A 14,075-nucleotide genomic window follows, 5' to 3' on the forward strand; every position below is an offset into this window, starting at 1 on the left:
AGTCGTGCCGTTCGTCCGGCGCGGGTGTTCGTCCGGCGCGGGCGTGCGGGCGTGCGGTCATGCGCTCGTGTGGCCGCTCGGCTGTGCGGCCGTCGTGTCCGGTCGGTCGTCAGGCCCGGTCGGTCGTCGGGTCCGGTCGGTCGGTCCGGTCGGTCCGGTCACTCGTTCGGTGCGGCCAGTCGTCCGGTGCGGCTCTGTCGACTCATCCGTGTTCGTGAAGGGGTTCTGGTGCGAGACGTGGTCCTTGCCCTGGCCATGCCCGCGCTGATGTGCGCGAGCGGGATCTACGCGGCCGGTGCCGCCTGGTGGCGCCGCCGGCATCCGGCGCCGCCGCCGTACTCGCAGGCCGGGCTGCGGCTCGCCGGTGAGCGGGCGGTCGTCGTGGCCGAGGCGATCGTCGCCGACGAGTTCGCCCTGTGGGCCGCCGACGCGGGCATCCCGGACGGCCGGGACACCGGGGGCGTGCGCGCGCGGGACCGTCGCCCCTGAACGGCAGGTCAGGGCCCTGCTGCCAAATCGCCCCGTATGCGCCACCATGAAGGCGTAAGTAGTTCAACGGCGTAGTTCGCAGGCACAGTTCAAGGTGTGGTCGGTTCACAGGCCGTTCAGGGGAGGCAGCATGAGGCTGGGCAAGGCACTCGCCACCGGGATCGCCGAGGAAGCGCCGCGGGAGGCCGACGAGGTCGCCGCGGAGCGTGAAGCAGTCGTGGAGAAGCCGGAGTCGAAGGGCAGGGCCGCCGCGGCGGAGCCCATCGGGGTCCCGGCCGTCCGGTGAGACTCCGGCTCCCCGAGGAGAGCCCGAAGGAGCCGCCCACCGGATTCAAGATCGCCCACCCCGTGCTCCGCGCGGACGGTGGGCGCGCCGGTTTCCTGGGCGTCTCGCTCGGCGCGGCCGCGCCCTACGGAGTGCTCGACCACGCGCGGTGCGTGTACGGGAGACGGCACCGCGTCCCCCACCGGCGGTGCGACTGCGGGTTCCACTGTGTGCACGAACGCAGCACCGCCGAGGGGCTGTTGGTGCTCGCCGAGCACCGCAAGGCGGTCCTCCTGGAGGTGACCGTCCTCGGCGCCTACATCCGGTTCGAGCGGGGCTTCCGCTACTCCCGGCAGCGGGTGCGCGCCATGACCGTGGGGCCGTGCCCGTGCGGCGCCGCGGCCTCGGTGCTCGCCGACGCCGGGTGGGGGCGGGACGGCCAGCGGGCCCTGGAAGCCGCGTGCGGGAGCTGTGTCGGCGGCCGGGCGCGCTGGACCCTGCGGACGTTCGCCGAGCGCGCGGGCCAAGGGCTGAAGGTGACGGCCGCGCCCGGCGCGCAGGCCGCCGCCGACCTCCCCGGCATGCCGGAGCTGGTCGCCGAGGCGGCCCTCCTCCAGGCCCGGCTCGACTGGTTCCAGGGGCAGCTCGGCCGGCTCGGCGAGACCGGGGGAGGAGGTGGTGGGCCGACGCCCCGTACCTGAGGGACCCCGAGTGCCGAGGCCCCGCACCAGAAGGGCCCCGGCACCCTCCGAACACATTACCCACCTAGACAAAAAATGTTTTCGGTGGGACGGTGGAGTCATGTTCGACGTCACCGTCATCGAGGATCCGGCCGCCGCCGCGGTCTCGCTCGACCCCGTCCGCGCCCGGCTGCTCGCCGAGCTCGCCGCGGGTCCCGCGTCCGCGGCGATGCTGGCGCCCAAGGTCGGCCTGCCGCGGCAGAAGGTGAACTATCACCTGAAGACGCTGGAGCGGCACGGCCTGGTCGAGCTGGCCGGCGAGCGGCGCAAGGGCAATGTGACCGAGCGGCTGATGCGGGCGAGCGCGGCCTCGTACGTGATCTCGCCCGGGGCGCTCGGCGCGGTGCAGCCGGACCCGGACCGGGAGCGCGACCGGCTCTCGGCGCACTGGCTGATCGCGCTCGCCGCCCGTCTCCTGCGGGACATGGGCGCCCTGCTCACCGGCGCCGCGAAGGCCCGCAAGCGACTGGCGACGTTCGCGCTCGACGGCGAGGTGCGGTTCGCGTCCGCCGCCGACCGGGCCGCGTTCGTGGCGGAGCTGACCCAGGGGGTCGAGGGGCTGGTCCGCAAGTACCACGCGCCGGACGCCGCCGACGGGCGCGACCACCGCCTCGTGATCGCCCTGCACCCGAAGGTCCGTGACGAGGAACCCCGACCGCCCATCAGCGCCAGCGACCAGGAATCGACGGAGTGACAGGCCATGACTGACGACAAGCGGAACGCGGAGACCGCAGGCGGGTTCGAGATCCCGCGGGAGTTCGAGATCCCGCGCGAGTTCGAGGTGGACGCCTCGCCCGAGCAGGTCTGGGACGCCGTCACCCGGCACACCGACGGCTGGCAGTGGCCGATGGAGTTCGAGCCCAAGGAGGGCGGCGCAGGCCCCTTCAACTCCGTACTGACCGCGTGGGAGCCGCCGCACCGGCTCACCGTCCGCTCCGACGACCCGGACGCGCTGCCCCCGTTCCAGACGAGCAACCAGCTCGACTACACGATCGAGGCCCGCGACGGCGGCGCCCGCTCCTGGGTGCGCTACGTGCACAGCGGCATCTTCGTCGACAACTGGGACGACTACTACGACGGCGCCGACAAGCACACCGACTTCTACCTGCACACCCTGCGCCAGTACGTCACGTACTTCCCGGGCCGGGCGGCCGCCTTCAGCTCTCTCGACGCGCCCGCGGCGTCGGCGAACGAGTCGGCCCTGGCCGCCGTGGGCCGGGCGCTGAACCTGCCCGACGACGCCACCGCGGGCGCGCGGATCCGGGTCCAGGGCCCGGACGGCTCGACCCTGGACACCGTCCTCGACTACCGCAACGACTGGTTCATCGGCCTGCGCACCGACACGGCGCTGTACCGCGTCTTCGGCCGGGGCCGCTGGCACGCCCCGGTCGGGGTCACCGTCCACGACTTCGCGCCGGACGCCGACGCCGACCGCAACGCCAACGACTGGAGTGCCTGGCTCACCGCCCTCTTCGGCTGAGCCGTCCGCACACCCGCGGCACCCTGCCACCACGCCGCCGCACGGCACACGCCGTGCGGCGGTCCCGGGTCACGGGCGCAGGCGCAGCACCTGCGGGTCGTGGTCGCTGATCTGGTCGTGGAACTCGCTGTTGATGTGCACGCTGTCGTACGCGAACGCGCCCTTCCAGCGGATGGACGGGCTGACCAGTATCTGGTCCAGGACCTGGCTGTTGCCCTGGTAGTCGTACGTGTACCGCTCGTTCCTCGGCAGCGACTTGATCGCGGACCAGAGCGCGCCGCCGTCCTCCAGGAGCTTCGCCGTGCCGGAGAACTCGAAGTCGTTGATGTCGCCGAGCGTGATCACGTCGGCGTCCCGCTGGACCGCGAGGATGTCCTTCACGAACGCGTTCACGGCCGTCGCCTGCGCGTGGCGCTGCGTCTCGGAGCTGCGCGCCGGCGGCTGGAACCGCGAGGTCAGGCCCTGGTCGCCGCCCTTCGACGCGAAGTGGTTGGCGATCACGAAGACGGTCCTGCCGCGGAAGGTGAACTCGCCGGCGAGCGGCTTGCGGCTGTTCGTCCACGCGGTGTTCGCCGGGTCGATCCGGCCGGGGGACGCGGTGAGCGCCGCCTTGTTCCGGCCGGCCCGGGCCACGCCGACCGCCGTCGTCGCGTCGCCGCCCGCGCGGTCGGTGAACGACACCCGCTCCGGGTTGAACAGGAAGACCTGGCGGATGTTGCCGCCCGGCTCGCCGCCGTCCGCGTTGTTCACCGGGTCGATGGAGCGCCAGTCGTAGCGCGGGCCGCCCGCCGCGACGATCGCGTCGATCAGCTTGCCCACCGTCTGGTCGGCGGCGACCGTGCCGTCGTTCTTCGCGCCGTTGTCGTCCTGGATCTCCTCCAGGGACACGATGTCGGGCGAGCGCAGGTTGTCGACGATGGCGGCCGCGTGCTCCTCGAAGGTGGCGTCGCCCGGGTCGAGGTTCTCGACGTTGTACGTGGCCACGGCCAGCTCGCCGGACTTCTGCGCCCGGGTCGTCTCGCGGGTCGGGCCCGACTTCTTCAGGCTGCCCAACTCCCGTGCGACCAGCGTGTATCCGCCGAACGAGTTGTAGTCGAGCGGGCCCTCGGTGGTGCCGGTGAGGACATCACCCACGTCGGCGACCGGGAAGTCGGCGGTCGCGCCGAGCGACTGCACCTGGAGCCGGCCGGTGTTCTGCGAGGTGTACGAGCCGTAGCGGGTGCCGCCGCGCTTCGTCGCGTTCTCGTGCGGCTTCACCGTGACCCACAGCTCCGTGTACGGGTCGGACGCGGTCACCACCCGCGACGAGCCGATCCGGACGTTCTGGCCCTCCAGGGACTCGTAGTAGTCCAGGGCGTACTTCCGCGGCTGGAGCGGCAGCCCGTCGATCGAGCCGCCCGCGGCGCCGTCGCCCGCCGGGGTGTACGCGTCCGGCACCGACTTCGCGCTGATCGTCGTCACCGGGACCGGGTTGCCGGACGAGACGACCGTCACCGTCGGCTTGGTCACCTCCGTGAGCGACTGGTTGCCGGACGACGCGCCGCCCGGCACGTACTCGGTGACCGTGCCGGAGACGGTCACCGCGTCGCCGGCCGCGACGGTCGGGGTGGAGCCGGTGAAGACGAAGACGCCCTCACTCGTGGCGGGGTCGGCGTCGGGGTTCGGGTCCTGGAACCAGAAGCCCTTGGACGAGCCGTACGTGCGGACACCGGTCACGACCCCGGCGACGTCCGTGACCGCCTGGCCGGCGAGCGGGGACGTGCGGGTGCCGCCCTGGATGTCGTGGATGGCGGCCGTGGCGGCGTGCGCGGGGGCCGTCACCACGACCGCGTAGGTCGCGCAGCACGCGGTGGCGACGGCGAGCGCGGCGAGCCGCGACCGGGAACGCGCGGAGTACGCGGACGATGCGGACGAAGCGGACGATACGGACTTGCTCGACAAGGGATGCCTCCGGGGGCGTGCGGGTGGCGAGCGCCGGGACGAGGGTGGGGCGGGCGCGGGCGGGGCGGGGCCCCGACCGGTTCCGCGGCTACTACGTCTACGCGCGTCAATCTCTTTCCTGGGCAGGGGAGTTGTCAAGGTGTTCCGGGTGTCCTGCGGGCGAGCGAAACCTGACGGGTACATGAACTGGGCGGCAAAGGGTCAAATCCGTCTACGCTGAGTCGTCGCGAACGCATGACTCTTGTACGCCCGAGGAGAACCAGCCGATGTCAGACAGCTCCCCCCTGCCGCCGGTGCGGCTGCCCGCCGAAGCGGACCTGGCGCGGGACGCCCTCGCCAGCCCCCTGCTGTCGCGCGCGGTGCAGCTCGCGCGCTGGGCCGGACCCGGCACCCGGGTCGGCGCGGGCGGCGAACTCGTCGAGGAGCAGTTGCCCGCCGCCGCCGCCGAGCTGGGTCTCTCCGGCTCCGGTGACGACGACGGCGAGGCCGCCGCGTACGCGAGCGAGGCCTGGCGGGTCGCCGTCGACACCGGGCTCGTGGAGATCGTCGACGAGGAGGAGGGCACCGTCGGCGCGGGCGAGGAGCTGGGCGTGCTCGCCTCCGGCGGTCCCGCCGACGTCCTCGGACTGTGGCTCGGCGCGCTCGACAGCGTCCTCGCCGACGCCTCCGTACCGGACCTGGAGGACCTGGTCGGTGCCATGGAGGACGGCGGCGAGATCGACTTCTCGCAGCTCGACTGGGACCCCGAGGCCGAGTCCGAGTTCCTGGACGGCGTCCTCGCCAATCTGTACCTGCTGACCGTGACCGGGGGCGGCGCGGGCGACGAGCCGGTGCCGCTGCCCGCGCTCGCCGCCTCGATGATCGTGCCCGACGACATGGGGGAGCCGACCGACGACGTCCTGGAGCAGGTGTCGGACGCGATGATGCGGCTCGACGACCAGTTCCGGCTGCTCGACCCGATCGGGCTCGTGGAGTTCCAGCCGGTCGACGAGGCGCTGATGGCCGAGCCCGACGAGGCCGCCGCCGAGCCGTTCGACGAGGCCGACGTCTCGCGGTACGGCATGGTGCGGCTCACTCCGCTCGGGCTGTACGGGATCCGGGCGCGGATGCGGGAGGCCGGGGTGGACGCGCCGGCCGTCGGCGACCTGGCGGAGGAGGGCGCAGGCGTGCTCCTGGACAGCACCTCCGGGTTCCCGCAGGCGGCCGCGCAGGCGGAGATCGAGCTGTGGCTCGCACGGCGTGAACCGCTGGGCGCGGCGCGGGAGTTGCTGGCGGCGGCGCGCGGCGCCGACGACAGGGCGCCGCTGCGGCGGCTGCGGTGCCAGCAGGCGCTGTCCCTGGTCGGGACCGAGGCCGAGACCGCGCTCCGGGAGGTGCTCGACGACCCCGAGCTCGGGGGGCTCGCCCGGGTCTGGCTCGCCGAGCACGGGTTCGGTGACGTGCCGGCGCCGTCGGAGGACCTGGTCTTCTGGCTCACCGTCGACACCATCGCGGCGCAGCTCTCCCTGGAGGGCAACTCGGACGAGTTGCAGGCGCTGGTGGAGGGGCTCGCCGCGCAGCACAGCGGGTTCTTCGCCGCCGCGTGGCGGGTCGAGCACCCCGCGACGGCGGATGTGCTGGAGGCCATGGGGCGCCTCCACCCCGACAAGAAGGTCGCCAAGGAGGCGCGCAAGGCCGCCTTCAAGGCTCGCTCCGCGTCGCAGTAGCCCACGGATTACGGGTCGCGGGTGGTGGGGCCCGGTGGGCCGGACGGGAGGTCCGGCCCACCGGGCGGGCGCCGGGCGTCAGCAGAGATAGCGCGTCGTGTGCTTGAACGACGACGTCGCCCCGTCGAAGCCGTACGTGCCCCGGTACGCCGGCGGGTTCTGGAACTCCCCGACGATCGTGATCGTGTTCGCGCACGACCCCTGGCCGGACCGCTTGGCGTCGATCCGGATCGAATCGCCGATGAAGCCGCCCGTGATGTCCCACGGCGCCCCGCAGATGCCGGACGTGATCTGGCCCCCGGTCACCACGTAGGGGTGGGTGTTCGGATTGACCTGCGCGGTGATGCCGAACGTGACGGTGCCGTTGTTCAGCTCCAGCTTGCAGTCGACGGCCACCGCCTCGGCGGACACGTCGGCCTGCGCGGCGAACGCCTCGTCGCGGGTCTTGACCTCGGCGCCCTGCGGGTTGTGGAACCGGTGCTCCCCGCGCGTCCGGCCCTTCTGCTTGCGTGCCTGGGTCGTCATGACGTCACCCCCTATGCCAACTGCTCGGCGAGCTCGACGCGCAGCAGCGCGCGGACGTTCTCGATGTGGTTGGCGACCGTGACCTGCGAGGAACCGGCGAAGAGCAGGCCCACCGCGACGTTGTCGAGCGAGGTCACCAGGGAGCCGGAGTCGCCGCCGGCCGACATGTTCGTGGTGAGGATCTGGTCCTTGAAGCGGGCCGTGCCCGCCGTGCCGTAGTTGACGTCGATCGTCGCGTCGACGGCGATGATCCGGCCGAACGAGATGTTCGTGGTGCGGCCCGTCTTCTTCAGGGTGTCCCCGACCGCGACGTTCGCCTTGCGCCGCCAGGCCCGCGGCGCGCCGCTGAAGTACTGCTCGCGCGTGGCGTCCTGGAACTGCACCTCGCCGAGCGCCGCGTCGACCACGTTGTTGTGCTGGTCGATCGGTGTCGTCGGGGCGAACTGGATGGTGATGAACCGGGACAGCGTCGCGATCCGGTCCGCGGGGCTGGTGCCGCCGTCGAAGGTGCCGGGCTGGAGGATGACGCTGCCGAGCTGGGCCCGGTTGGAGTCGGCGAGCACATGGTTGTTGGACAGGACGTAGAACTTGCTCGGGGTGCCGAGCCCGGCGCCCGGCGGGTCCACGGTGGCGCCCGGCAGGAAGTCGTAGACGACGCTGCCGAGGGTGCCCGCGGTGATGGCCACGTTGCCGACCGAGAAGCCGGCCGGGCACGGGCGCATCCGGCGGACCAGGACCTGCGGCTCGAAGGTGCCGGGACCGCCCAGCTCCTCCAGCATCGGCTGGCTCGTGCCGCCGAACTGCTGGCCGGAGCTGCCCTCCGGACCGTAGCCCTCCTGCTGGCGCGACCCGCCGCCCGACCGGCTCTGCCGCCGCTGGGCGGAGATCTGGCCGACGGCCACGATGTCGGTGGGGGTGCCGTCATCCATCTGACGCGGGATCACATCCCGTTCGGGCAGCATGGATTCGGAGACCTTCTGGGTCACGAAGACGAGGACGGCCGGTTCACCGGTGGGCCGTCCGTCGACCCATTTCACGCCGTGGCCGTAGCCGACCACATTGGCCAGCGGCTGCTCGCGGCGCAGGAAGTCGCTCTGCGCCTGCCGGCGGGAGCTGTCGCTGAGCTGACCGCCGGCGGGTCCTCGCATCAATTCGGGCTGGCTCACGCCAGACCACCTCTTCCCCTGACGTGCAGGTGCTCGAGACAGGTGCTCGAGACGGGATGCACAGGTGTGCGGGGTTCCCCGGAGCCGGTCAGCGCCCTTCGGGCGGCTCGCCGGGCGTCGTCCCCCGGGCCCGGACGTCGCCGATCGCGAGCACGCGCACCGGTACGCCGTCCAGCTCCTCAGGAACCATGTCGTCCGCGGGGAGCCGGTCCGGGGGCACTTTCCGGGTGACGAAGACGATGATCACGTCCGTCCCCGTGTGCTCGTCCCTGCCGAGCCCGACTCCGGTGACATTGGCCAGCTTCATCAGCCGGCTCTCATGGAGGGTGCGCGCCCGACGTGCGTCCACTCGGCTCGCCTCCCCCTCGGCGGGTGGTGCGGTGATGCAGGTAAGGCCTGTCTAGTGACGGTCGGAAAGGTGGTCAAGGCGTACCGCCGGAAATCTTCCCCCCGACGGTGGGCCGCGGCTGCCGGACCGACCGGTCAGGTACGCAGGTAGGACGCCCCGTTGAGGTCCAGGACGGTTCCCGAGGCCCACTGCGCCCCGGGCGACGCCAGCCAGAGCACCGCCCCGGCGATCTCCTCCGCCGAGGCGACCCGGCCGAACGGGCTCTGCGCGCGCACCTCGTCCGTCAGCCGGTGCGCCACCCGCTCCGTCTCGATGAACCCCGGCGCCACCGAGGCCACCGCGATCCCGTGCGGCGCCAGCGCGACGGCGAGGGACTGCCCGAGCGCGTGCACGGCGGCCTTCGTCGCCCCGTACGCCGGGTGGTCCGGCTCGCCCTTGAAGGCGCCGCGCGAGCCGACGTTGACGATCCGGCCCCCGGTGCCCTGGTCGATCATGCGCCGCGCCGCGAGGTGGCTCAGGTTCGCGGTGCCGAGCAGATTCACCGCGACGTGCCGCTGCCACAGCCCCGACCATTCCTCGTACGGCGTGGTCGCGGGCGGGTGCGGCAGGTTCACGGCCGCGTTGTTGACCAGGACGTCGATGCCGCCGAGCCCCCGCGCGGCCCGCTCGGCGACCGACGCGGCGCCCGCCGGGTCGGACAGGTCGCCGCCGACGAGCACGTGCCCGGTGCCGGTCAGCGAGTCGAGGGTGGCGCGCGCCTCGGCCTCCCGGGAGGCATAGTGCACCGCCACCCGGTCGCCGCCCGCCGCGAACGCCCGCGCCAGCGCCCGCCCCAGGCCGCGCGAGGCGCCGCTCACCAGCACGCGCCGTCCGGATTCCGGCAGATTCACTGAAGTCATGAAAGGGAGCCCCTCGGCTTAGGACGGTGTTCAACCGCCGTTTATACGCGAGCGAGAACGTGTGGCCGAAACAGGCCCGCCCCCCGCCACACCATCATCACGGGAGACAGCCACATGTCGCTCACCCGCAGGGACTTCGCCAGACGCTCCGCGGCCACCGGTGCCGGAGTCGCGCTGGCCGGCTCCGTCGGCGCCCTCGCCACCGCGCCGAACGCGCTCGCGGCCACCGACCACGGTCACGACCACGACGACCACGACCACGGGCACCACCACGAGCACGGCGTCGGCTACGGACCGCTGATCCCCGACCCGGCCGGCCTGCTCGCGCTGCCCGCCCACTTCTCCTACGAGGTCATCACCTACAGCGGTAAGACCAAGCTGGAGTCCGGCGAGTTCACCCCGTCCAACCACGACGGCACGGCCGCCTTCGAGGGCGCGCGCGGCACCACCCTCCTCGTCAACAACCACGAGCTGGCCGGCGCCCGCGCCGACTGGCCGCACCCGGTGCCGCTGACCGAGGGACTCGTCTACGACCCGGGTGCCGCCGGCGGCTGCACCGTCGTCGAGGTCCGCCGCGGCGGCGAGGTCGCCGAATGGGTCGGCATCGCCGGCACCGCCACCAACTGCGCGGGCGGCTCCACCCCCTGGGACACCTGGCTGACCTGCGAGGAGACCGAGGACAAGGCCGGCAAGAACGGCTTCACCAAGGACCACGGCTACGTCTTCGAGGTCGACCCCGCCGACCGCCGCGCCAACCGCGCCCCCCACCCCGTCAAGGCGCTGGGCCGCTACGCCCACGAAGCGGTCGTCATCGACCCCCGGCGCGGCGACGCCCTGCTCACCGAGGACGCATCGAGCCCCAACGGCCTGCTGTACCGCTGGGTGCCGCCGCACGGCTTCAAGCACGGCCGCGGCCGGCTGCGCACCCTCGCCGACGACGCGGGCGTCCTCCAGGCGTTCAAGTGCTTCGACTCCGGCGGCCGGTTCGTCGACGACCTCTCCCGCGCCACGAAGATCGGCACGGTGTACGGCGTCGACTGGGTCGAGGTCCCCGACCGCGACGCCAGGACGGTCTCCACCCGCAAGCAGTTCAAGGACGGCGAGGTCACCCGCGCCCGCAAGCTGGAGGGCATGTGGTGGGGTGACGGCGGCGCGTACATCGTCTCCTCCTTCGCCCGCACCGAGAGCCCCGTCCAGCACGACGGCCAGGTCTGGTTCTACGACCCCAAGCGCCGCACCCTGACCCTGAAGGTGCTGCTCGGCGTCAACCCCGACCCGTCGAAGGACGGCGCCTTCGACGGCCCGGACAACATCACCGTCTCGCCCTACGGCGGTCTGGTCATCGCCGAGGACGGCGAGGGCGTCCAGCACCTGTTCGGCGCCACCGACAAGGGCCGCACGTACCCGATCGCGCGCAACGAGCTGAACATCGGCACCGCCGAGGACCCCGAGTACAGCGAGTTCACCGGCGTCACCTTCTCGCCCGACGGGCGCACGCTGTTCGCCAACATCCAGACGCCCGGCATCATGCTCGCCATCACCGGCCCCTGGAAGCGTCAGCGCTAGCGGTTCAGCGCAGCGGGTCCACCGGCGGCGCCTCGCCCTCCGCGGCGATCCGGTGGACCCGCCGGCGCACCGCGTACCAGCCGGCCAGCAGCGCGGCGGCGATGGGGACGAGGGCGAGGACCGTGTCCCGGCCCGCGCCGTCCGTGTCGAACCACATCATCACCACGACCGCGAGCAGGAAGACGATCGTCGACAGCTCGATCCACGGCGAGGCCCACAGCCGGAACGCCGGCCGGTGCACCAGGCCCTGGCGTGCGCGCCGCACGAACAGCAGATGACACACCATGATCATCGACCAGGTGGAGATCACCCCCAGCGACGAGATGTTCGTGACGATCTCGAACGCCTTGTCGGGCAGCCACGCGTTCAGCGCGACCCCCAGCAGCGCCACCACCGCCACCAGCAGGATCCCGCCGTAGGGGACGTGGCTGCGGCTCATCCGGGCGGTGAAGGACGGCGCCGAGCCGGCCATCGACATCGAGCGCAGGATGCGGCCCGTCGTGTAGAGACCGGAGTTGAGCGACGACAGCGCGGCGGTCAGCACCACCAGGTTCATGATGCCGCCCGCCGAGGGCACCCCGATCTTCGACAGCACCGTCACGAACGGGCTCTCGCCCGAGGAGTACGACGTCCAGGGCAGCAGCAGCGTCAGCATCACGACCGAGCCGACGTAGAAGACCGCCACCCGCCACATGATGGAGTTCACCGCGCGCGGCACGACGGTCGCCGGATCGGCGGTCTCGCCCGCCGTCACACCGACCATCTCCACGGCCGCGTAGGCGAAGATCACGGTCTGCGTGATCAGCACGACCGGCCAGATGCCGAGCGGGAACACCCCGCCGTTGTCGGCGATCAGGGAGAGGCCCGCCGGATGCCCGTCGACCGGCTCGCGCGAGACGAGGAAGTAGATCCCGATGAGCAGGAAGACCACCAGTGCGGCGACCTTGACGATCGCGAACCAGAACTCCATCTCGCCGAACGCCTTCACCGAGATGAGGTTCACCGTGAGGACGATCCCCAGCGCGATCGCCGCCAGTACCCACTGCGGCACCGAGGTGAACAGCGACCAGTAGTGGACGTACACCGCGGCCGCCGTGATGTCCGCCATCCCCGCGGTCGACCACTGGAGGACGTACATCCAGCCCGCCGCGAACGCCCCCTGCTCGCCCAGGAACTCGCGCGCGTAACTCACGAAGGAGCCGGACGACGGCCGGTGCACCACCAGCTCGCCCAGCGCCCGCACCACGAAGAAGGCGAACACCCCGCACACCAGATAGGCGATCGCGAGCGCCGGACCCGCCTTGGCGAGATTGCCGCCCGCCCCGTAGAGCAGACCGGTGCCGATCGCCCCGCCGATCGCGATCATGCTGATGTGCCGCGGCTTGAGGGTCTTGCTGTAGCCGAGGTCACCGGCGTCGGCGACGCCCTCCCCGGTGGTCGGATCGTCGAGACGCGATTCTGGATTCCTGTCCTGGTGCACCCCGGAACTCTCGCAAAACAAATGCCTCGCCCGGCTGATACGCGCCGCCGGCATTCCGCCGGTTCCGCCGGCCTCGATCTCCGGACGCCTGCATTTCGCCTCCGCGCTGCGCCGCCCCGGCGACCTGGGCGGCACGAACACCGCCGGAAGAAAAGTCTTCGGTAAGGGAACGGTAAAGCGGATCCGCTCGTTACCTGGGACATGACCGCTATGACCCCCGGTTCGAACATCCCGCTCACGGCGCAGCGCGTGGCGGTGGACGTCACCGCCCCCGTGCGGCTCGACGTCTCGGGCCTGCTGCTCACCGCCGACGGCAAGGTGCGCTCCGACGACGACTTCATCTTCTACAACCAGCCCGCCGGGCCGGGTGTGACGTACACGTCGGGCGGGGGCACGTCCCCCGACTCGATCACGGTGGACACCACGGCCGTGCCGCCCGGCATCGAGAAGATCGTCGTCACCGCGAGCCCGGACGCCGACGGGCAGACGTTCCAAGGCATCGAGCCGACGGCCACGGTCCGCGACGCGGCCGACGGCTCGGTCCTCGCCACGTTCACCCCGCCGCAGCTCGGCACCGAGACCGCACTGGTGATCATGGAGGTGTACCTGCGGAACGGCGCGTGGAAGGCGCGCGCGGTGGGCCAGGGGTACGCGGACGGGCTGGCGGGCATCGCCACCGACTTCGGCGTCTCCGTCGAGGAGCCGGCGGCCCCGGCCGCGCCCGCCCAGGCCCCGGCCGCGCCGGTGGCGGCGCCCGCGCCGACCACCCCGCCGGTGGACCCGCGCATCGCGCCGCCCCCGCCGCAGGCCGCCGCCCCGGCCGCGCCCGCCGCCCCGCAGGCCCCCGCGCCGGGCGCCGGGAAGATCAACCTGGACAAGGGCCGGGTCTCCCTCCAGAAGAACCAGACGGTGTCCCTGGTCAAGGGCGGCCGGCCGCTGCTGAGTCAGGTCAAGATGGGCCTCGGCTGGGAGCCCGCCTTCCGCGGCAAGGACATCGACCTGGACGCGTCGGTCATCGCGTACGGGCCGCAGCGCAATCACGTCGACAGCTGCTACTTCGGCAAGCTCTCGATCGTGAACGGCGCGATCAAGCACTCGGGCGACAACCTCACGGGTGAGGGCGGTGGCGACGACGAGGTGATCGTCGTCGACCTGGGCCGGCTCCCGCAGGACGTCACGGGCCTGGTCTTCACGGTGAACTCGTTCTCGGGCCAGAAGTTCACCGAGGTCGCCAAGGCGTACTGCCGCCTGGTCGACGCGGCGACGGACGAGGAGCTGGTCCGCTTCGACCTGACGAACGCCGAGGCGCAGACGGGCGTCATGATGGCCAAGCTCATCAAGCAGTTCACCGGCGAGTGGGAGATGACGGCGATGGGCGACTTCGTGAAGTCGCGGACCGTGCGCGGCATGGTGAAGCCGGGCGCGCAGGCGCTGTAGCGGGATGGCCGCGAGGCCCCTTCGGCGGTGCG

The 14,075-nt window shown here is 72.2% G+C and carries 14 protein-coding genes; 8 read left to right on the forward strand and 6 right to left on the reverse strand.

The annotated features are described in order from the left end of the window. Positions 1-228: 228 nt before the first annotated feature. The 5 genes from ACIP5K_RS09850 to ACIP5K_RS09870 all read left to right on the forward strand — a co-directional run bounded on the left by ACIP5K_RS09850 (position 229) and on the right by ACIP5K_RS09870 (position 2,974). Positions 229-489 carry a hypothetical protein gene (locus ACIP5K_RS09850; protein ID WP_401407281.1) on the forward strand — a complete coding sequence of 87 codons (261 nt, stop codon included), beginning with the start codon at positions 229-231 and terminating at the stop codon, positions 487-489. 130 nt (positions 490-619) lie between these two features. Continuing rightward, positions 620-775: a hypothetical protein gene (locus tag ACIP5K_RS09855; RefSeq protein WP_401407283.1), complete on the forward strand. Its 156-nt coding sequence runs from the start codon at positions 620-622 to the stop codon at positions 773-775. Next, entirely contained in the window at positions 772-1,455 is a 684-nt protein-coding gene (locus ACIP5K_RS09860; RefSeq protein ID WP_401407285.1) for a hypothetical protein, read from the forward strand. Before ACIP5K_RS09855 ends, ACIP5K_RS09860 begins: the two co-directional genes overlap by 4 nt. Before the next feature lie 100 nt (positions 1,456-1,555). Further along, complete coding sequence (locus ACIP5K_RS09865; RefSeq protein WP_401407287.1) at positions 1,556-2,188, forward strand: ArsR/SmtB family transcription factor; 633 nt, start codon at positions 1,556-1,558, stop codon at positions 2,186-2,188. 6 nt (positions 2,189-2,194) lie between these two features. Further along, positions 2,195-2,974 carry an SRPBCC domain-containing protein gene (locus ACIP5K_RS09870; protein WP_401407289.1) on the forward strand — a complete coding sequence of 260 codons (780 nt, stop codon included), beginning with the start codon at positions 2,195-2,197 and terminating at the stop codon, positions 2,972-2,974. A 69-nt stretch (positions 2,975-3,043) separates the two neighbouring features. Here the strand turns inward: ACIP5K_RS09870 and ACIP5K_RS09875 are convergent, their stop codons facing one another. Beyond that, positions 3,044-5,098: an endonuclease/exonuclease/phosphatase family protein gene (locus ACIP5K_RS09875; protein ID WP_401407291.1), complete on the reverse strand. Its 2,055-nt coding sequence runs from the start codon at positions 5,096-5,098 to the stop codon at positions 3,044-3,046. Positions 5,099-5,181: 83 nt separating this feature from the next. Between ACIP5K_RS09875 and ACIP5K_RS09880 the strand changes: the two genes are divergently transcribed. Beyond that, positions 5,182-6,621 carry a hypothetical protein gene (locus ACIP5K_RS09880; protein WP_401407293.1) on the forward strand — a complete coding sequence of 480 codons (1,440 nt, stop codon included), beginning with the start codon at positions 5,182-5,184 and terminating at the stop codon, positions 6,619-6,621. 78 nt (positions 6,622-6,699) lie between these two features. Here ACIP5K_RS09880 and ACIP5K_RS09885 read toward each other — a convergent pair whose 3' ends face one another. From ACIP5K_RS09885 to ACIP5K_RS09900, 4 genes are all read right to left on the reverse strand, one after another. Continuing rightward, on the reverse strand, positions 6,700-7,146 hold the full coding sequence (locus ACIP5K_RS09885; protein ID WP_401407295.1) for a hypothetical protein: 447 nt from the start codon (positions 7,144-7,146) through the stop codon (positions 6,700-6,702). Between the two features lie 11 nt (positions 7,147-7,157). Then, positions 7,158-8,312, reverse strand: a complete 1,155-nt coding sequence (locus ACIP5K_RS09890) for a hypothetical protein (RefSeq protein ID WP_401407297.1) — start codon at positions 8,310-8,312, stop codon at positions 7,158-7,160. An 88-nt stretch (positions 8,313-8,400) separates the two neighbouring features. Then, the gene (locus ACIP5K_RS09895; RefSeq protein ID WP_401407299.1) at positions 8,401-8,661 is read right to left on the reverse strand and encodes a hypothetical protein; all 261 of its coding nucleotides are present in this window, start codon (positions 8,659-8,661) and stop codon (positions 8,401-8,403) included. A 134-nt stretch (positions 8,662-8,795) separates the two neighbouring features. Then, a complete protein-coding gene (locus ACIP5K_RS09900; RefSeq protein ID WP_401407301.1) occupies positions 8,796-9,560 on the reverse strand; it encodes an SDR family NAD(P)-dependent oxidoreductase in 765 nt (254 codons plus the stop codon). 114 nt (positions 9,561-9,674) lie between these two features. Between ACIP5K_RS09900 and ACIP5K_RS09905 the strand changes: the two genes are divergently transcribed. Continuing rightward, positions 9,675-11,126, forward strand: a complete 1,452-nt coding sequence (locus ACIP5K_RS09905) for an alkaline phosphatase PhoX (protein WP_401407303.1) — start codon at positions 9,675-9,677, stop codon at positions 11,124-11,126. A 4-nt stretch (positions 11,127-11,130) separates the two neighbouring features. Here the strand turns inward: ACIP5K_RS09905 and ACIP5K_RS09910 are convergent, their stop codons facing one another. Continuing rightward, positions 11,131-12,606, reverse strand: coding sequence for an amino acid permease (locus ACIP5K_RS09910; RefSeq protein WP_401407305.1), 1,476 nt, complete (start codon positions 12,604-12,606; stop codon positions 11,131-11,133). A gap of 210 nt (positions 12,607-12,816) precedes the next feature. On the opposite strand from ACIP5K_RS09910, the gene ACIP5K_RS09915 reads away from it, so the two are divergent. Beyond that, positions 12,817-14,043, forward strand: a complete 1,227-nt coding sequence (locus ACIP5K_RS09915) for a TerD family protein (protein ID WP_401407581.1) — start codon at positions 12,817-12,819, stop codon at positions 14,041-14,043. Positions 14,044-14,075 lie beyond the last annotated feature (32 nt).

Source organism: Streptomyces sp. NPDC088785, assembly GCF_044750685.1.
In the GTDB taxonomy this organism is placed as follows: domain Bacteria; phylum Actinomycetota; class Actinomycetes; order Streptomycetales; family Streptomycetaceae; genus Streptomyces.